Here is a 26,634-nt window from a genome sequence, read left to right on the forward strand (position 1 = left end):
TATCCAAACCTACGCAACTCGATTGAGTATCGAGCGTAACTTGAGTGGTTTCACAGGCTTGGCAATAAAGCTGAACCCATCTGCTTTGATCCCATCGAGCATTTTATCTGTACGATCGGCACTGATGATCACCCCTTCAAAACGGTCACCCAACCGCAAGCGACATTGTTGTAGCACTTCCAGACCGGTTCGACCATCATCGAGTCGATAATCAGAAAAAATGACATCCGGAACCCAGTCATCCTCTAACGCTTGTAAACTTTCCACCAAATCGAGCGCCACGCGCGTATCGCATCCCCAGCGAGAAAGCAGGTTCTCCATGCCAACCAGAATATCCGGCTCGTTATCGACGCATAAAATTCTCAGATGACATAATTCAGATTGAGGGCTTGCTGCGGCCTGAACAGGATGCGGCTGAACATAATCCGCCTTATCCAACGTGATGGAGAATACGCTGCCTTTGCCAAACCAAGAACGCATCGAAATTTCATGCCCAAGCACTTGGGCAATGCCTTTAGAAATCGCCAAACCAAGCCCCAAGCCTTGATCGGAACGCACCTGCGTACCGCGGTTAAACTCTTCGAAAATCTCTTGCTGCTTTTCCTCTTCAATGCCCACACCGTTATCCCACACATCAATGCGCACGCGCCCTTTCACGCGGCGAACCCCCAAGGCGACCTTGCCATTGGGGTTATAACGAAACGCATTGGTCAGAAAGTTTTGCACCACCCGGCGCAACAGTTTCGGATCAGATTTGACCATTAAAGAAGAGGGGATCATCGAGAACGCGATTCCCTGTTGTTTGGCCAGAGCACTGAATTCAGCATTCAAATTCGACAACACATCATTAACCGCAAAGCCATGTCGATTCACTTCAAGCTTGCCAGATTCGAGACGAGAAATATCCAGCAGATCACCAATCAAATCTTCAGCAGCGCCGAGTGCACTTTCAATATGTGCCGATAACCGTTTCGTTTCATTGTCTTTCGCGACTTCAGAAAGAGAAGAAGCAAAAAGTCGCGCTGCATTAAGCGGCTGCATCAAGTCATGACTCACCGCAGCCAAGAAACGTGATTTAGATTTGGACTCCAAATCTGAGCGCTGAGTTGCTGCCACCAGCTGTTTATTAAGTTGCTCCAGCTCCCGCGTCCGCAGTCGTACTCTTTCTTCCAGGGTCTCGTTGGCGTCTTTCAACGCTTGTTCTGCATTACGAAACACGGTGATATCGGTAAAGCTCATGACAAAGCCCCCACCCGGCATTGGGTTGCCCTGCACTTCAATCACTCGTCCATCGGGACGCACTCTCGAAGAGGTATGCCGCGAGCCTTGCTCTAAGTAATGGACCCGGCGACGCACGTGATCATCAGGGTCACCAGGACCACACAAACCTTGCTCCGCATTATGCCGAATCACGTCCGCTATCGGTCGCCCAACTTGGATCAACCCAGGCGGAAATTCAAATAACTCTAAGTAGCGTTGGTTCCACGCTACCAAGCGTAATTGCTTATCGACGACCGCAATACCTTGACCAATATGCTCGATCGCACCTTGGAGCAATCCACGGCTAAAATCGTACAGTTCAGAGGCTTCATCGACGATGGTCGCGACCTCTTCCAACTGCATGTTTCTTCCTTGCAACGCGGAAGTGAGTACTAACTTAGCAGAAGAGGCCCCAAATACCCCGGCGAGCACACGCTCGGTATGCCGAATCAAGGAAGATGGCGCTTGCTGATTTGGCATCAACTCTTCTCTCTGCTGACTCCAGTAAGCTTGAAACGCTGCCTTCACTCGCGTTCGCCCCACAAAGCGCGATGCCAGCATTTCTAATTCTGCCACCGTCACTCGACTCTGATAAAGGCTCATGTTTTCGCTTTCAGGGAGCGGGGTTCCAACAAAGGAAGCCGATTGTAAGCGCTCACTTAGGCTTGGCTTGGTTGCCATCGACACCACCAAAAAACACACAGCATTGGCGACGACACTGAGGATCATCCCCCAATCTGAAATCGCCACGTCAAAGCGCGTGAATACATCTGGTGGCGTGATTAACCAAATCAAAAGATTATTGCTGGCATCCCCCGCAAGCATGTCGGTTTGACTCATTAACGTGACTAACCAAATCGTGAAGCCAACCGCGAGCCCAACGTATACCCCTTTCTTATTACCCCGACGCCAATACATGCCACCAATCAACGCTGGCGCGAACTGGGTAATAGCAGCAAACGAGAGAAACCCTATCGCCGAGAGTGAATGAATCGTATCTAACGCTTGATAAAAGCCCCACGCGCCAATCAACAAGATCAAAATCAGCGCGCGGCGGATACGCAACAACAATTCAGAAAAGTGATGATGGTTGCGCTGAGTTAGGCGCATACGACGCAGCAAAAGTGGCATGACCAAGTCATTCGACACCATGATCGCGAGTGCAATCGTGGATACGATCACCATCCCACTCGCGGCCGATGTGCCGCCTAAAAACGCCAGCAAGGCGATTTCACTGGCACCCACCGCCATCGGCACACTGATCACATAAGTATCTGGCGCCGTGCCGCTTAACAGACCTTGCCCTACCCACGCGATGGGTAAAACGAAAATGCCCATCAGGATCAGATAAATAGGAAACAACCAGCGCGCGGTATGCAAATCTTGCGCACGTTCGTTTTCGACAACCATGGTGTGGAACTGGCGTGGCAAACAGACAATCGCCAACATGGTCAGTACGGTATGAATCAGTAAGGTCGGCACGTTAGGAGATTGATAGGTCTGCGCCGCCACGTTCATTAAGCTGAAGTTATCGGTATTCATCGCTAACCACACAATGAAAATCCCGACCACCAGAAATGCCAACAGCTTGATGATCGATTCAAACGCAATCGCCATCATCATTCCTCGGTGATGTTCAGTATTATCAATATGGCGAGTCCCGAACAACATGGTAAAAATCGCCAGCGCGACAACCACAAACCAAGACACACTGTCGTTTTGATATCCAAAATCGCTGGCTAGCTCAGGGGCTATGATTTCTAATCCCATCGTAATACCACGCAGCTGCAACGCGATGTAAGGCAGGATACCGACAACGGCAATAAGGGTGACGATCACAGCCAACCCTTGGGATTTGCCGTAACGCGCACCGATAAAGTCAGCAATGGAGGTGATGTGCTCTCGTTTAGCAATCAAGATAAGCCGAGCCAGAACGCGCCAACCAATGGTGAAGACCAAGATTGGCGCAATATAGATGGGCAAGAAGGACCAAGGGTTATTGCTGGCCTGCCCGACCGTGCCGTAGAAAGTCCACGAGGTACAGTAGACCGCAATGGAAAGGCTATAAATCCACGGCCGCCAACGCGCTAACCATTTTTTCTGAATGTCGCCGTACCACGCGATGATAAATAAGGCCCCCAAATACGCCAAAGAAACGGGAACCACCAGCCATCCTTGCATTCGATATCCTTTCTTACAGAAATAAAAAAACCTCTCCACCGGGAGAGGTTTTATTTAACACTGCTTTCACAATGGTGACAAAGCTTAGTTTTTAACCTTTGTCACAGAAGTCTAATTCTGTGTTTCAAGAGACTTGTCAGAGACATCAACCACATGAGGCTCTTGCGGGTCCAGCTTGATGAACAACGCCAACAATCCCATCGCGGCCATACCCCAGAACACAAGCGCTCCCCAATGCTCATAACCCCAGCCGCTGAGCACTGTCATTAACGCGATAAAGGCCCCTAGTGGAATCGCGTTATACAACGCTTGCAGCGCCACCATTTTATTTTCTTCCGAGTATTGGATGTATTGGATGGCAGCGATGTGCGCCGTCGCAAACGTCACACCATGCAATAACTGAACAACCACAAGCGCAACAATTGATGTGGTCGATGCGGTGATGCCCCAACGCATCATCACGCCAAAGGCCGCAACAAGAAACAGAGCGCGCAGTGTCCAACCGACGAACAAGCGCTTACTCAATGCAAATATCGCCACCTCGGCCGCCACACCTAAGCTCCACAAATACCCAATCACATCTTCTGAGTGACCTGCTGCTTTCCAGTGAATGGCACTAAAACCGTAATACGCAGCATGACTGCCCTGAATCAATGACACTAACACTAAGAACTTAACGACGGGTTTATCGGTCAAGAGTGCAGTCAACTTGGGACGTTCAGCACTTTGCCCACCAAGAGTGACAGGCATGGGATTGGTCGCCCGCATCACGAACAGTAACGAAACGAAAACCCCCACCATCGCGGTGTACAGAATCATATCAGAGCCAAACTCGGCCACCAGATAACCCACGACGGTCGATCCTGCGATAAAGGCTATCGACCCCCATAGCCGTGTGCGGCCGTAGTCGAGCATTTTCAAACGCGCATAGTAGTTTGCCATTGCATCAGATAACGGCACAATCGGTCCACAGCAAAGGTTAAACAACACCGTGGCTAACGCCATCAACCAAAAACTGCCCCCTGTAAAAAAGTGAAATCCAACAAAAAGGAGGGCAGCAAAGCTCAACCAACGTAAAGCCGGCATAAGGTGCTCAACTTTATGAACTCGCGGAGTGATAACGATATTGGCCACGCAACGCGTCGCCAGACCTAACCCGACCAACAGGCCGATGTCTGTCGAGGAGACCCCCTGTTCTTTAAACCATAACGACCAGAATGGCAGGTACACGCCATACGCAAAAAAGAATCCGAGAAAGTACTGGGAAATCCAGCCATACGGAGAAGGTTTCAACATTTCTAATATCCTAAAATGGGAACATCAACGTTCGAACCATGAATTATGGATCGCTATGCGTATTAGAAAAAGGGAAGAATAGACAACTTATCATTTCCTCGATGGAAGACCAATATTGCGACATTCAGTCTCTTGCAGCGAAATCAGCCTGATTAGACCAAAGTCGTCTGGCTTCCGAGAGGAAATTTGTCAGACTTAGAATGTGTTCCTTACACTACTGGTGCTCTCATGCCTGACAAATTTAACATGCAGTCTCCACCGTTCGACCGTCTGACCGAGGCGCAGCAAGCGCGACTTCGCTCGTCCCTTGATGTGGCCTACTATCGAGCTCGAGATGTCATTTTGTCTTGTGGGCAAACCAATTCACACCTGCATATTCTCATAAAAGGTGCGGTTGAAGAACGTTCAGAAGATCAACAAGAAGTGTTCGCGCATTACGCCAATGACGATATGTTCGATGTACGCTCGCTGTTTGAAGACAACATCCGCCATCAATATATTGCGCTTGAAGACACACTTTCTTACTTGTTACCCAAAGAAACCTTCCTCGAACTTTACAACCAGAATGGTCAATTCGCGGCCTATTTCGATAACAACTTATCAAAACGACAAGAACTCATCGAAGCGGCGCACCAACAACAGAACTTGGCGGAGTTTATTCTGACCAAAGTTGATAGCAGCATTTATCACCCACCAATGCTCCTTACTCCAGAAACGCCGATAAACGAGGTGACACAAACCCTTAAAAAGAAAGGGATTGATGCCGCACTGGTCGAACTCAATCTAGACGACCCGCGCGTTGAGCAATCACCGTCGGCCCATCCTTACGCCATTGTGACTCGAACCAATATGCTTCACTCCGTCATGTTAGATGGCTGCGCGCTAGACACGCCTGTGGGTGACATCGCCACGTTTCCGGTTTACCACGTAGAGGAAGGCGACTTTTTGTTTAATGCCATGATCACCATGACTCGCAATCGAATGAAGCGACTGATGGTATGTGATGGCAACCAAGCCGTCGGCATGTTGGATATGACTCAAATACTCAGTGCGTTCTCGACCCACTCTCACGTGTTAACGCTCAGCATTGCCAGAGCCAGCAGCGTCGAAGAGCTCGCGCTGGCGGCTAACCGACAACGTCAATTAGTCGAAAGCTTATTGAAAAATGGCATTCGAACCCGCTTTATCATGGAACTGATTTCTGCGGTGAATGAACAAATTATTGAGAAAGCGTTCGAGTTGGTTGTTCCTCCAGCTATGCATGACCATTGCTGCTTAATCGTGCTCGGCTCTGAAGGGCGTGGAGAACAAATCCTCAAAACCGACCAAGACAATGCCCTCATCCTTCAAGATGGGGTGGAATGGCCACAATGCGAGCCAGTGATGCAATCTTTCACGCACACTTTACAGCAACTCGGCTATCCACTTTGTCCGGGCAACGTGATGGTCAGCAACCCTAAATGGGTCAACACCCAACAAGCATGGATCAACACCTTAGATGCTTGGATTAATAAAGCCGAGCCAGAACAGATCATGGATTTGGCGATTTTTAGCGACGCGCATGCGGTGGCGGGGAATCGTGAACTGCTCACCCCAATCGCCACGCACCTTCGAGACTCCATGAAAGGCCGCATGTTAATCTTGTCTGATTTTACTCGTCCAGCATTACAATTTTCAGTGCCCCTTACCCTGTTTGGTAACGTAAAAAGTGCCAAAGGTGGACTCGATATTAAGCGGGGCGGTATTTTCCCGATTGTACATGGAATTCGCACCCTCTCTTTGGAATACGCCATTGAAGAAAAGAACACCTTTGAGCGCATCGAAGCACTAAGAAAAAAACGCATCTTAGAGTCAGAAACTGCGGATAACCTTAATGAAGCGCTGAAACTGTTCTTCAAAATCCGTCTCAGTCAGCAGCTTAAAAAACAAGAAGCGCTGAATAATATCGATATCAAACCACTCGATAGAACCGAACGCGATTTACTGCGCCATAGCTTGCATGTGGTGAAGAAATTTAAGCAATTCTTAGGTTTTCATTATCAAATTCGTGATTAAGAGTGTTTTGAATAAGTCAGACATAAGGCGTCAGCGATGAACTGGTTACAACGCAAATATTGGCACTACAAACTGAAAGGCTCGCCTTATCAGTCATTGTTTTGTACCCCGTGCAAAACTGAATTCGTCTCTCTTGACTGTGAAACCACCAGCCTTGATCCCAATCGCGCCGAGTTGGTGACCATTGCGGCAACGAAGATCATCGATAACCGCATCATCACCAGTCAGCCGTTTGAAGTGCGATTACGTGCGCCGCAATCGCTCGATTCAGGATCGGTAAAAATACATAAAATTCGCCATCAAGACCTCGTCGATGGGATCAGCGAAAAACAAGCGCTGCTTAAGCTGCTCGACTTTATCGGCCACCGCCCTCTTGTCGGCTATCACATTCGTTACGATAAAAAGATCTTAGATCTGGCGTGTCTAAGGCAATTCGGATTCCCACTGCCAAACCCACTCATTGAAGTCAGTCAGATTTATCATGACAAGCTAGAACGACATTTGCCCAATGCGTACTTCGACTTAAGTCTGGATGCCATTTGTAAACATCTTGAGCTACCGATCCAAGATAAGCACGATGCATTGCAAGATGCGATTTCAGCCGCATTAGTCTTTGTCCGCTTAACCAAAGGTGATTTGCCGAACCTCACGGCGCCGTATCCTTAAACCAGTTGACCTGGCTCCCAGAATCACCTCTGTTTCCGCTATTTCCCTGCACTCTGCTCACTCTCATCCTAAAGTCTAATTGTAGAAATGCGCGCGGTGACTGACAGTTATAGGCACAACAACGCCGTGTTGGTCACGGCACGTCTTAAGAACCAAAAACAGCCCTACAAAATGCATACTCAAAATCTTATCTAGATTGGTGTAAGGCCGAAAAATAAAGGCACAAGGAGAGAAGCCATGAGCGAAGCCCACGTTTATCCGGTAAAAGAAAATATTAAAACTCATACCCATGCGGATAATGACACTTACTTAGCCATGTATCAGCAGTCGGTCACCGATCCAGAGGGCTTCTGGAACGAACACGGCAAAATTGTTGATTGGATCAAACCTTTCACCAAAGTAAAAAGTACCTCTTTCGACACTGGCCATGTCGACATTCGTTGGTTTGAAGATGGCACACTGAACGTCTCTGCCAACTGCATTGACCGTCACTTAGCAGAACACGGTGATGACGTGGCAATTATCTGGGAAGGCGATGATCCAACCGACGACAAAACACTCACGTTTAACCAGCTTCACAAAGAAGTGTGTAAGTTCTCCAACGCATTAAAAGAGCAAGGTGTGCGCAAAGGCGATGTGGTGTGTTTGTATATGCCAATGGTACCCGAAGCGGCTGTCGCCATGCTCGCTTGTACTCGTATTGGCGCGGTTCACACGGTTGTTTTTGGCGGTTTCTCACCAGAAGCACTATCTGGTCGTATCATAGACTCCGACGCTAAAGTGGTGATCACGGCTGATGAAGGCGTACGTGGTGGACGCGCTGTGCCACTAAAAAAGAACGTAGATGAAGCCTTAACCAACCCAAACGTAAAAACCATCGACAAGGTTATCGTATTTAAACGCACTGGTGGCGATGTTGAATGGCATGATCATCGCGACGTTTGGTGGCATGAGGCAACCGCCAAAGTCTCTGACGTTTGTCCACCAGAAGAGATGAAAGCCGAAGACCCACTGTTCATTCTTTATACTTCCGGTTCAACTGGTAAGCCGAAAGGCGTACTGCACACGACTGGTGGTTACCTCGTCTACGCCACGATGACTTTTAAATATGTGTTCGACTATCAGCCAGGTGAAACCTTCTGGTGTACCGCCGATGTAGGTTGGATCACTGGCCATACCTATCTGATTTACGGACCACTCGCGAATGGGGCAAAAACCATCTTGTTCGAAGGGGTGCCAAACTACCCAAATACTAATCGCATGAGTGAAGTGGTTGATAAGCATCAAGTTAACATTCTGTATACCGCACCAACGGCAATTCGTGCGCTAATGGCAAAAGGTAATGAAGCGGTTGCAGGAACGTCTCGAACTAGCCTGCGGATCATGGGTTCAGTAGGTGAACCTATTAACCCAGAAGCATGGGAGTGGTACTACAAAACGATTGGTAATGAGAACTCTCCGATCGTCGATACTTGGTGGCAAACGGAGACAGGCGGCATTTTGATCGCCCCACTACCTGGCGCCACGGACCTAAAACCAGGTTCTGCAACCCGTCCATTCTTCGGTGTACAACCGGCGCTTGTCGACAACATGGGTAACATCATTGAAGAAACCGTCGCAGAAGGTAACTTGGTGATTCTCGATTCTTGGCCCGGCCAAATGCGTACGATTTATGGCGACCACGAGCGCTTCGAACAAACTTATTTCTCAACCTTCAAGGGTATGTACTTCACCAGTGATGGTGCGCGTCGTGACGAAGATGGCTACTACTGGATCACTGGTCGTGTCGATGACGTGTTGAATGTTTCTGGCCACCGAATGGGGACCGCAGAGATCGAGTCGGCTTTGGTCGCACACCATAAGATTGCAGAAGCCGCGATTGTCGGTATTCCTCACGATATTAAAGGCCAAGCGATCTACGCTTACATCACACTCAACGATGGCGAATTCCCATCCGCAGAGCTGCACAAAGAAGTCAAAGATTGGGTGCGTAAAGAAATTGGCCCAATTGCCACACCTGACGTGCTGCACTGGACGGATTCCTTACCGAAGACTCGCTCTGGTAAAATCATGCGTCGCATCCTACGTAAGATTGCGACAGGCGACACCAGCAACTTGGGTGATACCTCAACCCTCGCAGACCCAGGTGTAGTGGATAAACTCATTGCAGAAAAAGCAGAACTGTCCTAATTTCAACCGACTGTTTTAAAAACGTTAAAAACCGCCATCACTTATGGCGGTTTTTTTGCTTATGCGTTCAAATTGCCATAAAAAATACTGGGTTGTTATATGGTTTTTGTTAACTTGGTTACAGAAACGAGGAAGGCCACTAGGTGATTAGACCAGTAAATTGCTGCTAATTGCTGTGAATTAGCTATAATCTTGGTCGATTTTTAAAAAACTGTTCGATTTTAACAAAAAAATCGTGCTGAATTATCGTATATTTGGGAATATACACGCTTCACTCACGATAAGGGAAGATAGCCACATAATGTCTGCCAAGTTACGGATTCTTGTCCTAAACGGACCAAATATTAACCTATTAGGCCTGCGCGAACCGACGCACTATGGAAACAATACCTTAGTACAAGTGGTGGGGACTCTTACAGAGCAAGCTCACAACGCTGGGGTAGAGCTTGAACACCTGCAATCCAATCGTGAGTACGAACTGATTGAAGCCATTCATGCCGCATACGGCAAGGTTGACTTTATCATCATCAACCCAGCCGCTTTCACTCATACCAGTGTGGCGCTGCGAGATGCATTACTTGGCGTGGCCATCCCATTTATTGAAGTGCACCTATCAAACGTTCACGCACGTGAACCATTTCGCCATCACTCTTATCTGTCTGATAAAGCAGAAGGCGTAATTTGCGGTTTAGGCGCACAAGGTTATGAATTCGCTCTGTCTGCAGCGATTACCAAGCTACAGACGAAGTGACCCTAACACTCTGCAACCTCAAGGGGTTGTCTTAATCACAAGATAAAAGAGAAAGAAAAGATGGATATTCGTAAAATCAAGAAGCTAATTGAATTAGTTGAAGAGTCTGGCATTGCTGAGCTAGAGATTTCTGAAGGTGAAGAGTCCGTACGCATCAGTCGTCACGGCACAGCACCAGCTCCAGCACCCATTCACTACGCTCCAGCTCCAGTAGCGGCACCTGCACCTGTTGCAGCTCCAGTAGCCGAAGCGCCTGTGGCAGCAGAAGCACCAGCGGCGCCTACAGGTCACCAAGTTCTGTCTCCAATGGTTGGCACTTTCTACCGCTCTCCAAGCCCTGAGTCGAAGTCATTCATCGAGGTGGGTCAGAAAGTCAGTGCTGGTGATACTCTATGTATCGTTGAAGCAATGAAAATGATGAACCAAATTGAAGCGGACAAATCTGGCGTTGTAACAGCAATCCTTGCTGAAGACGGCCAACCAGTTGAATTCGATCAACCTCTTGTTGTAATCGAATAAGCGAGGCTTGCCTTATGCTAGATAAAATAGTCATCGCGAACCGAGGTGAAATTGCACTTCGTATTCTTCGCGCTTGTAAAGAGTTAGGTATTAAGACCGTCGCTGTTCACTCAACCGCTGACCGTGACCTTAAGCATGTCCTACTTGCCGATGAGACCGTATGTATCGGTCCTGCTCGTGGTATCGACAGCTACCTAAATATCCCACGCATTATTTCTGCGGCAGAAGTCACCGGCGCCGTTGCGATTCACCCTGGTTACGGTTTCCTGTCTGAGAATGCAGACTTCGCAGAACAAGTTGAGCGCAGTGGCTTCATTTTTGTTGGCCCTAAAGCGGAAACGATCCGCATGATGGGCGACAAAGTGTCCGCGATCAATGCCATGAAAAAGGCGGGCGTGCCTTGTGTTCCTGGCTCTGATGGCCCTCTAGACGACGATGAAGATAAAAACAAAGCGTTTGCTAAACGCATTGGTTACCCAGTCATCATCAAAGCATCTGGCGGCGGTGGTGGCCGTGGTATGCGTGTGGTCCGTTCAGAGAAAGAACTGATCCAAGCTATCGCCATGACCCGAGCGGAAGCAAAATCAGCCTTCAATAACGATGTGGTTTATATGGAGAAATTCCTAGAAAACCCTCGTCACGTTGAGGTGCAAGTGATCGCTGACGGTCAAGGTGGTGCTATTCATCTTGGTGAACGTGACTGTTCGATGCAGCGTCGTCACCAGAAAGTTGTGGAAGAAGCGCCAGCACCAGGCATCACTGAAGAGATGCGTAAGTACATCGGTGAACGTTGTACTCGTGCGTGCGTCGAGATTGGTTACCGCGGTGCAGGTACGTTCGAATTCCTATACGAAAATGGTGAGTTCTACTTCATCGAAATGAACACTCGTATTCAGGTAGAGCACCCAGTGACAGAAATGGTAACGGGCATCGATCTTATCAAAGAGCAACTGCGCGTTGCTGCAGGTCAGCCGCTGTCATTCACTCAAGATGCCATTAAGATCCGTGGCCACGCGATTGAGTGTCGTATTAACGCTGAAGACCCAGAACGCTTCCTGCCTTCTCCAGGAAAGATCGAACGTTTCCACGCCCCTGGCGGCATGGGCGTTCGCTGGGAATCGCACATTTACTCTGGCTACACAGTACCGCCTCATTACGATTCAATGATTGGTAAATTGATCACTTACGGTGAAAACCGTGATGTTGCGATTGCGCGTATGAAGAATGCCCTTGGTGAGATGATCATCGAAGGTATCAAAACGAACATACCGCTTCAGTTCGCGATTATGAATGATGAGAGCTTCCAGCATGGCGGCGCAAACATTCATTACCTAGAGAAGAAGCTCGGCCTACAATAAGCGGTGTTAACCTCATAAAAATGCCCACAATGGTGGGCATTTTTGTTTTGTACACTGTCTATACTGAAACAATTCATGGAGTTCTGGTAAACTCTGCCCTACTTCATTCACTTTGAGATAAAAAATCAATGCCTTGGATTCAAATCAAACTCAACGCGACCAATGAAAACGCTGAACAAATCGGCGACATGCTAATGGAAGAGACTGGTGCGCTGTCTGTGACGTTCCTAGACGCGCAGGATACACCTGTATTCGAACCTCTACCTGGCGAAACTCGCTTATGGGGCGATACTGATATTCTGGCACTGTATGACGCAGAAGCGGACACCAACTTCATCATCGACCAAATCAAAGCAAGTAACATGCTTGCCGACAATTTTGCTTACAAAGTTGAACAACTCGAAGACAAAGACTGGGAACGTGAATGGATGGAAAACTTCCACCCCATGAAGTTTGGTGAGCGTTTATGGATTTGCCCAAGCTGGCGTGACATTCCTGAACCCGACGCGGTTAACGTAATGCTTGACCCTGGCTTGGCATTTGGTACTGGTACTCATCCAACCACGGCCCTCTGCCTTGAATGGCTAGAAACGCTGGATCTCTCAGGTAAAACCGTTATCGACTTTGGCTGTGGATCGGGCATCCTAGCGATCGCTGCGATCAAGCTTGGGGCAGAAAAAGTAGTCGGGATCGACATCGATCCTCAGGCACTACAAGCTTCTCGCGACAACGCTGAACGTAACGGCGTTGCAGACAAGCTAGAAGTTTACCTACCGCAAAATCAACCACAAGGTCTGATTGCTGACGTGGTAGTCGCCAACATTTTGGCAGGCCCCTTACGCGAATTGGCCCCTGTCATCAAAGGTCTAGTTAAGCCAAATGGCGACCTCGCCATGTCCGGCGTATTAGATACTCAAGCCAAAGATGTTGCGAATTATTACCGTGACGAACTTCATCTTGACCCTATTATTGAGCAAAGTGAGTGGTGTCGCATCTCTGGTCGTAAGTAAGGCTAAATAAGGTTTTTAAAGTTAATTGCTTGAAATTCATACGATTTACAAAACAATTTGTAAATGCTCAAATATTAGTCTTTTCACGCAGTGAAAAAATGCGTAAAATGCGCGCCCTTGCTAGTACAGAACTGTGATGACGTTTTGAAAATCGGAAACTATCAACTTAAGAACAATCTAATCGTAGCCCCTATGGCTGGTGTAACGGATAGACCGTTCCGCGAGTTGTGTCTTCGGTATGGTGCGGGAATGGCCGTCAGTGAAATGATGTCTGCCAACCCAAAACTATGGAAAACGTCGAAGTCGAAACAGCGCATGGTACACGAGGGCGAATCGGGCATTCGCTCTGTACAGATTGCCGGTTCCGATCCACAGCTTATGGCGGACGCGGCTCAATTCAGTGTTGAAAACGGTGCGCAAATCATCGACATCAACATGGGCTGCCCGGCAAAAAAAGTGAACAAGAAGCTGGCGGGCTCTGCTCTGCTTCAATACCCAGACATTATCGAAGAGATTTTGAAAGCGGTCGTGAATGCAGTAAACGTTCCTGTAACGTTGAAGACTCGAACTGGCTGGGATACAGAAAACAAAAACTGCATCCAAATCGCTAAATTAGCCGAAGACTGCGGCATACAAGCTTTCGCTCTGCATGGCAGAACAAAAGTCTGTATGTACAAAGGTGAGGCCGAATATGACAGCATTAAAGCGGTAAAAGAGGCTATATCCATTCCGGTTATCGCGAACGGTGATATCGATAGTCCGGAGAAAGCCAAGTTTGTACTGGAGTATACCGGTGTGGACGCTTTAATGATTGGACGTCCTGCCCAGGGTCGTCCTTGGATTTTCCAGGAAATCCATCACTATTTGGAAAACGGCACCGCAATGGATGAACTTCCAAAACAGGAAGTAAAAGCCATTATGCTTGGTCATGTGAATGCTCTGCATGCATTTTATGGAGAGTACTTAGGGCCGCGTATCGCGCGCAAGCACGTAGGGTGGTATCTAAAAGAACATGAGCAGGCCAGTGAGTTTCGCCGTACCTTCAACGCACTCGATGCAGCTCCGCTGCAAATTGAGGCGCTAGAAGGTTATTTTGATAACGTTGCATCATAATTAAGAGAAGAGCTAGACCGAATATGTTCGAACAAAATCTGACTTCAGAAGCATTAACAGTAACTACAGTAACGTCACAAGACCAGATTACTCAAAAACCTTTACGTGACTCTGTTAAGGCGTCTCTTAAAAACTACCTTGCTCAACTCAATGGCCAGGAAGTAACTGAACTATACGAATTAGTTCTAGCTGAAGTTGAACAGCCATTACTAGATACCATCATGCAATACACTCGCGGCAACCAAACTCGCGCAGCAACAATGATGGGTATCAACCGCGGTACTCTTCGCAAAAAACTTAAGAAATACGGCATGAACTAAGACCGAATTTCAGAAGTATTTGGAACAAGCCGTTACCTTTTAAAGTAACGGCTTTTTCTTTATCTACAGCTCCCTCTCTGTATGAGCAGCGTTCACTTTGCAAAATAACGGACTCGCTTGAGATAGCGATAACAAAGATGTACCCTCTCTACCACGCCCTCCCCAGCAAGCTGGGCACTGACCTAAATACATAGTTAAAATCGCTCTAAAGACACAGGAGCCTCAAATACTCTCCATCACAGTAGTAGTTCACTGACTGATACAAACCTAAATTACAATCACCATCGAATTAAGGTTTTTATTAAGTGCGATTCGCTTTGTAAAACCTCAACAATATCGACTTTAAAAGCTCGCCAGCCAAACACAAACCACCCAAATAAAATAAGATAACTCGCCTTAATACACTTCAAAGAAGATCCACCTAAAATGACTAAATGGTTAAAGGTCAGTCACACAAGCGTCAATAAATGAGTTCAGAAATGAGTTCAGAATGCTTAAAGAAGGATGACGGCCTGCAAGAAAAGACACAGATGGATTCGTGCCCCTCAGGAGCCGATTCATTGGTAATGATATTCACGCCCGAAACAATCACAACAAACCCCGCCGGAACTTGACCTAAAACGGCAAAGTCTCAATACTCAATAATTCGAATACACTCATCTACTTGACTCTCTCTCCTTTCAAGGGGTTTTGGTAAGGTATCGTTGTATCTTGGTGTAGAGCAAGACATCACGAATGAGCCTCTAGCACATGCATCAGAGGCGACAGCAAAAGGCCGTCATGCTGTTGTGATAAAGGATAGCCTAGGTTTAGAGCTGGCGGCGTGCGAACCAAAGCTCCACAGGTTCCAGTATATTGGCAGGATTTGTGCGGTATGAAATCGCTTTCTAGAATGTAATTGCCGTCGCATTACCAAATGGTATCCGAGTAATTGGAGAGACCTAAACCGTTACTTTTCCAAACTGGTATAAATAAGAAACGATACACTAGAAACGACAAAAGCCCAGTCTTTCGACTAGGCTTTTGAATAAATGGCGGAGTGGACGGGACTCGAACCCGCGACCCCCGGCGTGACAGGCCGGTATTCTAACCAACTGAACTACCACTCCGCAGTGGTATCACCCGTTGTAAAAACGAATGTCCATAATGTAAAGCCTGGCGATGTCCTACTCTCACATGGGGAAACCCCACACTACCATCGGCGCTATTTCGTTTCACTTCTGAGTTCGGCATGGAAGTCAGGTGGGTCCAAAACGCTATGGTCGCCAAGCAAATTCTTTTTAACTACCGCCAACGCAGTAATTAATAATCTGGAAAGCTGTTTCAGTTCTTAACACAATCAAGTTTTCTTGTATTGAGCCCATCAAAACCCCTTGGGTGTTGTATGGTTAAGCCTCACGGGCAATTAGTACAGGTTAGCTCAATGCCTCGCAGCACTTACACACCCTGCCTATCAACGTCGTAGTCTACGACAACCCTTTAGGATACTTAAAGTATCAGGGAGAACTCATCTCAAGGCTCGCTTCCCGCTTAGATGCTTTCAGCGGTTATCGATCCCGAACTTAGCTACCGGGCAATGCGTCTGGCGACACAACCCGAACACCAGAGGTTCGTCCACTCCGGTCCTCTCGTACTAGGAGCAGCCCCTTTCAATTCTCCAACGCCCACGGCAGATAGGGACCGAACTGTCTCACGACGTTCTAAACCCAGCTCGCGTACCACTTTAAATGGCGAACAGCCATACCCTTGGGACCGACTTCAGCCCCAGGATGTGATGAGCCGACATCGAGGTGCCAAACACCGCCGTCGATATGAACTCTTGGGCGGTATCAGCCTGTTATCCCCGGAGTACCTTTTATCCGTTGAGCGATGGCCCTTCCATTCAGAACCACCGGATCACTATGACCTGCTTTCGCACCTGCTCGAATTGTCATTCTCGCAGTCAAGCGGGCTTATGCCATTGCACTAACCACACGATGTCCAACCGTGTTTAGCCCACCTTCGTGCTCCTCCGTTACGCTTTGGGAGGAGACCGCCCCAGTCAAACTACCCACCAGGCACTGTCCTCACCCCCGATAAGGGGGCTAAGTTAGAACATCAACACTACAAGGGTGGTATTTCAAGGTTGCCTCCACACATACTGGCGTACGTGCTTCAAAGGCTCCCACCTATCCTACACATGTAGGGTCAATGTTCAGTGCCAAGCTGTAGTAAAGGTTCACGGGGTCTTTCCGTCTAGCCGCGGGTACACTGCATCTTCACAGCGATTTCAATTTCACTGAGTCTCGGGTGGAGACAGCGTGGCCATCATTACGCCATTCGTGCAGGTCGGAACTTACCCGACAAGGAATTTCGCTACCTTAGGACCGTTATAGTTACGGCCGCCGTTTACCGGGGCTTCGATCAAGAGCGTCGACCGAAGTCTAACCCCATCAATTAACCTTCCGGCACCGGGCAGGCGTCACACCGTATACGTCATCTTACGATTTTGCACAGTGCTGTGTTTTTAATAAACAGTTGCAGCCACCTGGTATCTGCGACTCCTAGTAGCTCCATCCGCAAGGGACTTCACCGCCAAGAGCGTACCTTCTCCCGAAGTTACGGTACCATTTTGCCTAGTTCCTTCACCCGAGTTCTCTCAAGCGCCTTGGTATTCTCTACCCGACCACCTGTGTCGGTTTGGGGTACGATTCCATCAAATCTGAAGCTTAGAGGCTTTTCCTGGAAGCATGGCATCAATGACTTCACATCCGTAGATGCTCGACGTCGTGTCTCAGCCTTAAAAAGAGCCGGATTTACCTAACTCTTTAGCCTACGCACTTGAACCTGGACAACCGTCGCCAGGCCCACCTAGCCTTCTCCGTCCCCCCATCGCAATTTGATTGAGTACGGGAATATTAACCCGTTTCCCATCGACTACGCCTTTCGGCCTCGCCTTAGGGGTCGACTCACCCTGCCCCGATTAACGTTGGACAGGAACCCTTGGTCTTCCGGCGTGGAGGTTTTTCACCCCCATTATCGTTACTCATGTCAGCATTCGCACTTCTGATACGTCCAGCATGCCTTACGACACACCTTCAACCGCTTACAGAACGCTCCCCTACCCAATACTCGAAGAGTATTGCCGCAGCTTCGGTTTACTACTTAGCCCCGTTACATCTTCCGCGCAGGCCGACTCGACCAGTGAGCTATTACGCTTTCTTTAAATGATGGCTGCTTCTAAGCCAACATCCTGGCTGTCTGAGCCTTCCCACATCGTTTCCCACTTAGTAGTAATTTGGGACCTTAGCTGGCGGTCTGGGTTGTTTCCCTCTCCACGACGGACGTTAGCACCCGCCGTGTGTCTCCCGGATAGTACTTACTGGTATTCGGAGTTTGCAAAGGGTTGGTAAGTCGGGATGACCCCCTAGCCTTAACAGTGCTCTACCCCCAGTAGTATTCGTCCGAGGCGCTACCTAAATAGCTTTCGGGGAGAACCAGCTATCTCCAGGTTTGATTGGCCTTTCACCCCTAGCCACAAGTCATCCGCTAATTTTTCAACATTAGTCGGTTCGGTCCTCCAATTGATGTTACTCAATCTTCAACCTGCCCATGGCTAGATCACCTGGTTTCGGGTCTATATCCAGAGACTAAGTCGCGCAGTTAACACTCGCTTTCGCTACGGCTCCCCTAGATGGTTAACCTTGCCACTGAATATAAGTCGCTGACCCATTATACAAAAGGTACGCAGTCACACCACGAAGGTGCTCCTACTGCTTGTACGTACACGGTTTCAGGTTCTATTTCACTCCCCTCACAGGGGTTCTTTTCGCCTTTCCCTCACGGTACTGGTTCACTATCGGTCAGTCAGTAGTATTTAGCCTTGGAGGATGGTCCCCCCATATTCAGACAGGATATCACGTGTCCCGCCCTACTCGATTTCACTGCATATGCGTCGTCAGTTACGGGGCTATCACCCTGTATCGCCAAGCTTTCCAGCTTGTTCACCTGACGCCTATAAAGCTTAAGGGCTAGTCCAATTTCGCTCGCCGCTACTTTCGGAATCTCGGTTGATTTCTTTTCCTCGGGGTACTTAGATGTTTCAGTTCCCCCGGTTCGCCTCGCTACGCTATGTATTCACGCAGCGATACTTACTTATGTAAGTGGGTTTCCCCATTCGGAAATCCCAGACTCAAGTGGCTTTTACTGCCTAATCTGGGCTTATCGCAAGTTAATACGTCCTTCATCGCCTCTGACTGCCAAGGCATCCACCGTGTACGCTTAGTCACTTAACCATACAACCCGAAGGAGTTTCGAGTTGATGTTCAAATCACCAAAGTTGTCTCTCATTATTTGAATGAGCGAGAGACATTTCGATTTTGCCGGACTCAATTTCGAATAATCACTGCAATAGTGATATTCCCAAGAACACTTGAATGTGTTGTTTTGGTGTTTATCTTAAAGATAAACATTGAGAACTTTATTTGATAACAACGTTGTTGTTATCAGTCAGCTTTCCAAATTGTTAAAGAGCTAGATTTTCTAATGAAAACCATGTTTAAGCACACTCATTAAATGCACTTAAAGATGGTATCCCGTAGGGGAGTCGAACCCCTGTTACCGCCGTGAAAGGGCGGTGTCCTAGGCCTCTAGACGAACGGGACACAAAAACATTATGGTGGAGCTAATCGGGTTCGAACCGATGACCTCTTCACTGCCAGCGAAGCGCTCTCCCAACTGAGCTATAGCCCCACATAAAATTGCTTCGGCATTTTATGCAGAACCAATTGTTTTGCTCTGAATTTAAACCATATCAATCTGTGTGAACACTCATCGCAATAATCTTTCGTATAAGGAGGTGATCCAGCGCCAGGTTCCCCTAGCGCTACCTTGTTACGACTTCACCCCAGTCATGAACCACAAAGTGGTAAGCGTCCCCCCGAAGGTTAAACTACCTACTTCTTTTGCAGCCCACTCCCATGGTGTGACGGGCGGTGTGTACAAGGCCCGGGAACGTATTCACCGTGGCATTCTGATCCACGATTACTAGCGATTCCGACTTCATGGAGTCGAGTTGCAGACTCCAATCCGGACTACGACGCACTTTTTGGGATTCGCTCACCATCGCTGGCTCGCCGCCCTCTGTATGCGCCATTGTAGCACGTGTGTAGCCCTACTCGTAAGGGCCATGATGACTTGACGTCGTCCCCACCTTCCTCCGGTTTATCACCGGCAGTCTCCCTGGAGTTCCCGACATTACTCGCTGGCAAACAAGGATAAGGGTTGCGCTCGTTGCGGGACTTAACCCAACATTTCACAACACGAGCTGACGACAGCCATGCAGCACCTGTCTCAGAGCTCCCGAAGGCACACCAGAATCTCTTCCGGCTTCTCTGGATGTCAAGAGTAGGTAAGGTTCTTCGCGTTGCATCGAATTAAACCACATGCTCCACCGCTTGTGCGGGCCCCCGTCAATTCATTTGAGTTTTAATCTTGCGACCGTACTCCCCAGGCGGTCTACTTAACGCGTTAGCTCCGAAAGCCACGGCTCAAGGCCACAACCTCCAAGTAGACATCGTTTACGGCGTGGACTACCAGGGTATCTAATCCTGTTTGCTCCCCACGCTTTCGCATCTGAGTGTCAGTATCTGTCCAGGGGGCCGCCTTCGCCACTGGTATTCCTTCAGATCTCTACGCATTTCACCGCTACACCTGAAATTCTACCCCCCTCTACAGTACTCTAGTCTGCCAGTTTCAAATGCTATTCCGAGGTTGAGCCCCGGGCTTTCACATCTGACTTAACAAACCACCTGCATGCGCTTTACGCCCAGTAATTCCGATTAACGCTCGCACCCTCCGTATTACCGCGGCTGCTGGCACGGAGTTAGCCGGTGCTTCTTCTGTCGCTAACGTCAAAGAATACCGCTATTAACGATATCCCCTTCCTCACGACTGAAAGTACTTTACAACCCGAAGGCCTTCTTCATACACGCGGCATGGCTGCATCAGGCTTGCGCCCATTGTGCAATATTCCCCACTGCTGCCTCCCGTAGGAGTCTGGACCGTGTCTCAGTTCCAGTGTGGCTGATCATCCTCTCAGACCAGCTAGGGATCGTCGCCTTGGTGAGCCCTTACCTCACCAACTAGCTAATCCCACCTAGGCATATCCCGACGCGAGAGGCCCGAAGGTCCCCCTCTTTGGCCCGTAGGCATTATGCGGTATTAGCCATCGTTTCCAATGGTTATCCCCCACATCAGGGCAATTTCCTAGGCATTACTCACCCGTCCGCCGCTCGACGCCCAACAAATCACCCGAAGGCTCAATGTTGTCGTTTCCGCTCGACTTGCATGTGTTAGGCCTGCCGCCAGCGTTCAATCTGAGCCATGATCAAACTCTTCAATTTAAGATTTTGTCGGCTCAACGAATACTGACTTCAAAACTACAAACGTAATTTTAAAGCTATTATCGTTCCAACAGAACGATAATGAATTGACTGTGCCAAGATTAAACAAGTTAATCTCGATTGGTCACTCAGTTCATTGAAACCATATTTGAAGCAAAAGCTTCTAATTTGATTATCATCAACGAGTGCCCACACAGATTGATAGGTCTATATTGTTAAAGAGCTTGGCTTTCAGTGCCTTAGCACTTAAGCGAGGTGCGTATAATACGCTTCCCACTTTGAAAGTCAACATAAAATTCTAAACAAATTTAGAACTCTATGGTGACTTGCTTAACGAATAAGCAAAGTCGAGATTAAAGCCTGGCGATGTCCTACTCTCACATGGGGAAACCCCACACTACCATCGGCGCTATTTCGTTTCACTTCTGAGTTCGACATGGAAGTCAGGTGGGGCCAAAACGCTATGGTCGCCAAGCAAATTCTTTTTTAACTACCGCCAACGCAGTAATTAATAATCTGGAAAGCTGTTTCAGTTCTTAACACAATCAAGTTTTCTTGTATTGAGCCCATCAAAACCCCTTGGGTGTTGTATGGTTAAGCCTCACGGGCAATTAGTACAGGTTAGCTCAATGCCTCGCAGCACTTACACACCCTGCCTATCAACGTCGTAGTCTACGACAACCCTTTAGGATACTTAAAGTATCAGGGAGAACTCATCTCAAGGCTCGCTTCCCGCTTAGATGCTTTCAGCGGTTATCGATCCCGAACTTAGCTACCGGGCAATGCGTCTGGCGACACAACCCGAACACCAGAGGTTCGTCCACTCCGGTCCTCTCGTACTAGGAGCAGCCCCTTTCAATTCTCCAACGCCCACGGCAGATAGGGACCGAACTGTCTCACGACGTTCTAAACCCAGCTCGCGTACCACTTTAAATGGCGAACAGCCATACCCTTGGGACCGACTTCAGCCCCAGGATGTGATGAGCCGACATCGAGGTGCCAAACACCGCCGTCGATATGAACTCTTGGGCGGTATCAGCCTGTTATCCCCGGAGTACCTTTTATCCGTTGAGCGATGGCCCTTCCATTCAGAACCACCGGATCACTATGACCTGCTTTCGCACCTGCTCGAATTGTCATTCTCGCAGTCAAGCGGGCTTATGCCATTGCACTAACCACACGATGTCCAACCGTGTTTAGCCCACCTTCGTGCTCCTCCGTTACGCTTTGGGAGGAGACCGCCCCAGTCAAACTACCCACCAGGCACTGTCCTCACCCCCGATAAGGGGGCTAAGTTAGAACATCAACACTACAAGGGTGGTATTTCAAGGTTGCCTCCACACATACTGGCGTACGTGCTTCAAAGGCTCCCACCTATCCTACACATGTAGGGTCAATGTTCAGTGCCAAGCTGTAGTAAAGGTTCACGGGGTCTTTCCGTCTAGCCGCGGGTACACTGCATCTTCACAGCGATTTCAATTTCACTGAGTCTCGGGTGGAGACAGCGTGGCCATCATTACGCCATTCGTGCAGGTCGGAACTTACCCGACAAGGAATTTCGCTACCTTAGGACCGTTATAGTTACGGCCGCCGTTTACCGGGGCTTCGATCAAGAGCGTCGACCGAAGTCTAACCCCATCAATTAACCTTCCGGCACCGGGCAGGCGTCACACCGTATACGTCATCTTACGATTTTGCACAGTGCTGTGTTTTTAATAAACAGTTGCAGCCACCTGGTATCTGCGACTCCTAGTAGCTCCATCCGCAAGGGACTTCACCGCCAAGAGCGTACCTTCTCCCGAAGTTACGGTACCATTTTGCCTAGTTCCTTCACCCGAGTTCTCTCAAGCGCCTTGGTATTCTCTACCCGACCACCTGTGTCGGTTTGGGGTACGATTCCATCAAATCTGAAGCTTAGAGGCTTTTCCTGGAAGCATGGCATCAATGACTTCACACCCGTAGGTGCTCGACGTCGTGTCTCAGCCTTAAAAAGAGCCGGATTTACCTAACTCTTTAGCCTACGCACTTGAACCTGGACAACCGTCGCCAGGCCCACCTAGCCTTCTCCGTCCCCCCATCGCAATTTGATTGAGTACGGGAATATTAACCCGTTTCCCATCGACTACGCCTTTCGGCCTCGCCTTAGGGGTCGACTCACCCTGCCCCGATTAACGTTGGACAGGAACCCTTGGTCTTCCGGCGTGGAGGTTTTTCACCCCCATTATCGTTACTCATGTCAGCATTCGCACTTCTGATACGTCCAGCATGCCTTACGACACACCTTCAACCGCTTACAGAACGCTCCCCTACCCAATACTCGAAGAGTATTGCCGCAGCTTCGGTTTACTACTTAGCCCCGTTACATCTTCCGCGCAGGCCGACTCGACCAGTGAGCTATTACGCTTTCTTTAAATGATGGCTGCTTCTAAGCCAACATCCTGGCTGTCTGAGCCTTCCCACATCGTTTCCCACTTAGTAGTAATTTGGGACCTTAGCTGGCGGTCTGGGTTGTTTCCCTCTCCACGACGGACGTTAGCACCCGCCGTGTGTCTCCCGGATAGTACTTACTGGTATTCGGAGTTTGCAAAGGGTTGGTAAGTCGGGATGACCCCCTAGCCTTAACAGTGCTCTACCCCCAGTAGTATTCGTCCGAGGCGCTACCTAAATAGCTTTCGGGGAGAACCAGCTATCTCCAGGTTTGATTGGCCTTTCACCCCTAGCCACAAGTCATCCGCTAATTTTTCAACATTAGTCGGTTCGGTCCTCCAATTGATGTTACTCAATCTTCAACCTGCCCATGGCTAGATCACCTGGTTTCGGGTCTATATCCAGAGACTAAGTCGCGCAGTTAACACTCGCTTTCGCTACGGCTCCCCTAGATGGTTAACCTTGCCACTGAATATAAGTCGCTGACCCATTATACAAAAGGTACGCAGTCACACCACGAAGGTGCTCCTACTGCTTGTACGTACACGGTTTCAGGTTCTATTTCACTCCCCTCACAGGGGTTCTTTTCGCCTTTCCCTCACGGTACTGGTTCACTATCGGTCAGTCAGTAGTATTTAGCCTTGGAGGATGGTCCCCCCATATTCAGACAGGATATCACGTGTCCCGCCCTACTCGATTTCACTGCATATGCGTCGTCAGTTACGGGGCTATCACCCTGTATCGCCAAGCTTTCCAGCTTGTTCACCTGACGCCTATAAAGCTTAAGGGCTAGTCCAATTTCGCTCGCCGCTACTTTCGGAATCTCGGTTGATTTCTTTTCCTCGGGGTACTTAGATGTTTCAGTTCCCCCGGTTCGCCTCGCTACGCTATGTATTCACGCAGCGATACTTACTTATGTAAGTGGGTTTCCCCATTCGGAAATCCCAGACTCAAGTGGCTTTTACTGCCTAATCTGGGCTTATCGCAAGTTAATACGTCCTTCATCGCCTCTGACTGCCAAGGCATCCACCGTGTACGCTTAGTCACTTAACCATACAACCCGAAGGAGTTTCGAGTTGATGTTCAAATCACCAAAGTTGTCTCTCATTATTTGAATGAGCGAGAGACATTTCGATTTTGCCGGACTCAATTTCGAATAATCACTGCAATAGTGATATTCCCAAGAACACTTGAATGTGTTGTTTTGGTGTTTATCTTTAAGATAAACATTGAGAACTTTATTTGATAACAACGTTGTTGTTATCAGTCAGCTTTCCAAATTGTTAAAGAGCAATTATAGCTCGAAGCTTTCGCTTCTAAACCATCAATCTGTGTGAACACTCATCGCAATAATCTTTCGTATAAGGAGGTGATCCAGCGCCAGGTTCCCCTAGCGCTACCTTGTTACGACTTCACCCCAGTCATGAACCACAAAGTGGTAAGCGTCCCCCCGAAGGTTAAACTACCTACTTCTTTTGCAGCCCACTCCCATGGTGTGACGGGCGGTGTGTACAAGGCCCGGGAACGTATTCACCGTGGCATTCTGATCCACGATTACTAGCGATTCCGACTTCATGGAGTCGAGTTGCAGACTCCAATCCGGACTACGACGCACTTTTTGGGATTCGCTCACCATCGCTGGCTCGCCGCCCTCTGTATGCGCCATTGTAGCACGTGTGTAGCCCTACTCGTAAGGGCCATGATGACTTGACGTCGTCCCCACCTTCCTCCGGTTTATCACCGGCAGTCTCCCTGGAGTTCCCGACATTACTCGCTGGCAAACAAGGATAAGGGTTGCGCTCGTTGCGGGACTTAACCCAACATTTCACAACACGAGCTGACGACAGCCATGCAGCACCTGTCTCAGAGCTCCCGAAGGCACACCAGAATCTCTTCCGGCTTCTCTGGATGTCAAGAGTAGGTAAGGTTCTTCGCGTTGCATCGAATTAAACCACATGCTCCACCGCTTGTGCGGGCCCCCGTCAATTCATTTGAGTTTTAATCTTGCGACCGTACTCCCCAGGCGGTCTACTTAACGCGTTAGCTCCGAAAGCCACGGCTCAAGGCCACAACCTCCAAGTAGACATCGTTTACGGCGTGGACTACCAGGGTATCTAATCCTGTTTGCTCCCCACGCTTTCGCATCTGAGTGTCAGTATCTGTCCAGGGGGCCGCCTTCGCCACTGGTATTCCTTCAGATCTCTACGCATTTCACCGCTACACCTGAAATTCTACCCCCCTCTACAGTACTCTAGTCTGCCAGTTTCAAATGCTATTCCGAGGTTGAGCCCCGGGCTTTCACATCTGACTTAACAAACCACCTGCATGCGCTTTACGCCCAGTAATTCCGATTAACGCTCGCACCCTCCGTATTACCGCGGCTGCTGGCACGGAGTTAGCCGGTGCTTCTTCTGTCGCTAACGTCAAAGAATACCGCTATTAACGATATCCCCTTCCTCACGACTGAAAGTACTTTACAACCCGAAGGCCTTCTTCATACACGCGGCATGGCTGCATCAGGCTTGCGCCCATTGTGCAATATTCCCCACTGCTGCCTCCCGTAGGAGTCTGGACCGTGTCTCAGTTCCAGTGTGGCTGATCATCCTCTCAGACCAGCTAGGGATCGTCGCCTTGGTGAGCCCTTACCTCACCAACTAGCTAATCCCACCTAGGCATATCCCGACGCGAGAGGCCCGAAGGTCCCCCTCTTTGGCCCGTAGGCATTATGCGGTATTAGCCATCGTTTCCAATGGTTATCCCCCACATCAGGGCAATTTCCTAGGCATTACTCACCCGTCCGCCGCTCGACGCCCAACAAATCACCCGAAGGCTCAATGTTGTCGTTTCCGCTCGACTTGCATGTGTTAGGCCTGCCGCCAGCGTTCAATCTGAGCCATGATCAAACTCTTCAATTTAAGATTTTGTCGGCTCAACGAATACTGACTTCAAAACTACAAACGTAATTTTAAAGCTATTATCGTTCCAACAGAACGATAATGAATTGACTGTGCCAAGATTAAACAAGTTAATCTCGATTGGTCACTCAGTTCATTGAAACCATATTTGAAGCAAAAGCTTCTAATTTGATTATCATCAACGAGTGCC

Annotated in this window: 11 protein-coding genes, 3 tRNA genes and 6 rRNA genes; 9 read left to right on the forward strand and 11 right to left on the reverse strand. The window is 48.8% G+C overall.

The window, feature by feature from the left end:
- Positions 1-9: 9 nt before the first annotated feature.
- Together AC3D28_RS10405 and AC3D28_RS10410 are read right to left on the reverse strand one after the other, a co-directional pair.
- Positions 10-3,441: a hybrid sensor histidine kinase/response regulator gene (locus AC3D28_RS10405; RefSeq protein WP_488534702.1), complete on the reverse strand. Its 3,432-nt coding sequence runs from the start codon at positions 3,439-3,441 to the stop codon at positions 10-12.
- Between the two features lie 111 nt (positions 3,442-3,552).
- The gene (locus AC3D28_RS10410) at positions 3,553-4,737 is read right to left on the reverse strand and encodes a 3-phenylpropionate MFS transporter (protein WP_488534703.1); all 1,185 of its coding nucleotides are present in this window, start codon (positions 4,735-4,737) and stop codon (positions 3,553-3,555) included.
- Positions 4,738-4,965: 228 nt separating this feature from the next.
- Between AC3D28_RS10410 and AC3D28_RS10415 the strand changes: the two genes are divergently transcribed.
- From AC3D28_RS10415 to fis, 9 genes are all read left to right on the forward strand, one after another.
- On the forward strand, positions 4,966-6,792 hold the full coding sequence (locus tag AC3D28_RS10415) for a DUF294 nucleotidyltransferase-like domain-containing protein (protein ID WP_488534704.1): 1,827 nt from the start codon (positions 4,966-4,968) through the stop codon (positions 6,790-6,792).
- A 36-nt stretch (positions 6,793-6,828) separates the two neighbouring features.
- Positions 6,829-7,458 (forward strand): 3'-5' exonuclease, encoded by a 630-nt coding sequence (locus AC3D28_RS10420; RefSeq protein WP_488534705.1) that lies wholly within the window; start codon positions 6,829-6,831, stop codon positions 7,456-7,458.
- Between the two features lie 237 nt (positions 7,459-7,695).
- Positions 7,696-9,648: an acetate--CoA ligase gene (acs, locus tag AC3D28_RS10425; RefSeq protein ID WP_488534706.1), complete on the forward strand. Its 1,953-nt coding sequence runs from the start codon at positions 7,696-7,698 to the stop codon at positions 9,646-9,648.
- A 301-nt stretch (positions 9,649-9,949) separates the two neighbouring features.
- On the forward strand, positions 9,950-10,399 hold the full coding sequence (aroQ, locus tag AC3D28_RS10430; RefSeq protein ID WP_488534707.1) for a type II 3-dehydroquinate dehydratase: 450 nt from the start codon (positions 9,950-9,952) through the stop codon (positions 10,397-10,399).
- Between the two features lie 60 nt (positions 10,400-10,459).
- Positions 10,460-10,918 carry an acetyl-CoA carboxylase biotin carboxyl carrier protein gene (gene accB / locus AC3D28_RS10435; protein WP_098414542.1) on the forward strand — a complete coding sequence of 153 codons (459 nt, stop codon included), beginning with the start codon at positions 10,460-10,462 and terminating at the stop codon, positions 10,916-10,918.
- A gap of 14 nt (positions 10,919-10,932) precedes the next feature.
- Positions 10,933-12,276: an acetyl-CoA carboxylase biotin carboxylase subunit gene (gene accC, locus AC3D28_RS10440; RefSeq protein ID WP_098414541.1), complete on the forward strand. Its 1,344-nt coding sequence runs from the start codon at positions 10,933-10,935 to the stop codon at positions 12,274-12,276.
- A gap of 128 nt (positions 12,277-12,404) precedes the next feature.
- Entirely contained in the window at positions 12,405-13,286 is an 882-nt protein-coding gene (prmA, locus tag AC3D28_RS10445) for a 50S ribosomal protein L11 methyltransferase (protein WP_488534708.1), read from the forward strand.
- A gap of 144 nt (positions 13,287-13,430) precedes the next feature.
- Positions 13,431-14,399, forward strand: coding sequence for a tRNA dihydrouridine synthase DusB (gene dusB / locus AC3D28_RS10450; RefSeq protein ID WP_488534709.1), 969 nt, complete (start codon positions 13,431-13,433; stop codon positions 14,397-14,399).
- A gap of 23 nt (positions 14,400-14,422) precedes the next feature.
- Positions 14,423-14,719: a DNA-binding transcriptional regulator Fis gene (gene fis, locus AC3D28_RS10455; protein WP_000462885.1), complete on the forward strand. Its 297-nt coding sequence runs from the start codon at positions 14,423-14,425 to the stop codon at positions 14,717-14,719.
- Positions 14,720-15,751: 1,032 nt separating this feature from the next.
- Here fis and AC3D28_RS10460 read toward each other — a convergent pair.
- The 9 genes from AC3D28_RS10460 to AC3D28_RS10500 all read right to left on the reverse strand — a co-directional run bounded on the left by AC3D28_RS10460 (position 15,752) and on the right by AC3D28_RS10500 (position 26,444).
- Positions 15,752-15,828, reverse strand: a tRNA-Asp gene (locus tag AC3D28_RS10460).
- A 44-nt stretch (positions 15,829-15,872) separates the two neighbouring features.
- A 5S ribosomal RNA gene (rrf, locus tag AC3D28_RS10465) occupies positions 15,873-15,989 on the reverse strand.
- A 114-nt stretch (positions 15,990-16,103) separates the two neighbouring features.
- Positions 16,104-18,993, reverse strand: a 23S ribosomal RNA gene (locus AC3D28_RS10470).
- 293 nt (positions 18,994-19,286) lie between these two features.
- Positions 19,287-19,362 (reverse strand) — tRNA-Glu (locus AC3D28_RS10475).
- A 12-nt stretch (positions 19,363-19,374) separates the two neighbouring features.
- Positions 19,375-19,450: transfer RNA gene (locus AC3D28_RS10480), tRNA-Ala, on the reverse strand.
- 99 nt (positions 19,451-19,549) lie between these two features.
- Positions 19,550-21,102: ribosomal RNA gene (locus AC3D28_RS10485) — 16S ribosomal RNA — on the reverse strand.
- A gap of 358 nt (positions 21,103-21,460) precedes the next feature.
- Positions 21,461-21,577: ribosomal RNA gene (rrf, locus tag AC3D28_RS10490) — 5S ribosomal RNA — on the reverse strand.
- A 115-nt stretch (positions 21,578-21,692) separates the two neighbouring features.
- A 23S ribosomal RNA gene (locus tag AC3D28_RS10495) occupies positions 21,693-24,582 on the reverse strand.
- Between the two features lie 309 nt (positions 24,583-24,891).
- Positions 24,892-26,444 (reverse strand): 16S ribosomal RNA (locus AC3D28_RS10500).
- Together the 16S, 23S and 5S rRNA genes with 3 tRNA genes alongside form the textbook arrangement of a ribosomal RNA operon.
- Between the last annotated feature and the right edge of the window lie 190 nt (positions 26,445-26,634).

This window comes from Vibrio sp. TAP-3B (genome assembly GCF_057784735.1).

Excerpts from the sequence above, each read along its gene's own strand:
- AC3D28_RS10405 (WP_488534702.1), bottom strand. The coding sequence starts at position 3,441 with ATGCAAGGATGGCTGGTGGTTCCCGTTTCTTTGGCGTATTTGGGGGCC.
- AC3D28_RS10410 (WP_488534703.1), bottom strand. The coding sequence starts at position 4,737 with ATGTTGAAACCTTCTCCGTATGGCTGGATTTCCCAGTACTTTCTCGGA.
- AC3D28_RS10415 (WP_488534704.1), top strand. The coding sequence starts at position 4,966 with ATGCCTGACAAATTTAACATGCAGTCTCCACCGTTCGACCGTCTGACC.
- AC3D28_RS10420 (WP_488534705.1), top strand. The coding sequence starts at position 6,829 with ATGAACTGGTTACAACGCAAATATTGGCACTACAAACTGAAAGGCTCG.
- acs (WP_488534706.1), top strand. The coding sequence starts at position 7,696 with ATGAGCGAAGCCCACGTTTATCCGGTAAAAGAAAATATTAAAACTCAT.
- aroQ (WP_488534707.1), top strand. The coding sequence starts at position 9,950 with ATGTCTGCCAAGTTACGGATTCTTGTCCTAAACGGACCAAATATTAAC.
- accB (WP_098414542.1), top strand. The coding sequence starts at position 10,460 with ATGGATATTCGTAAAATCAAGAAGCTAATTGAATTAGTTGAAGAGTCT.
- accC (WP_098414541.1), top strand. The coding sequence starts at position 10,933 with ATGCTAGATAAAATAGTCATCGCGAACCGAGGTGAAATTGCACTTCGT.
- prmA (WP_488534708.1), top strand. The coding sequence starts at position 12,405 with ATGCCTTGGATTCAAATCAAACTCAACGCGACCAATGAAAACGCTGAA.
- fis (WP_000462885.1), top strand. The coding sequence starts at position 14,423 with ATGTTCGAACAAAATCTGACTTCAGAAGCATTAACAGTAACTACAGTA.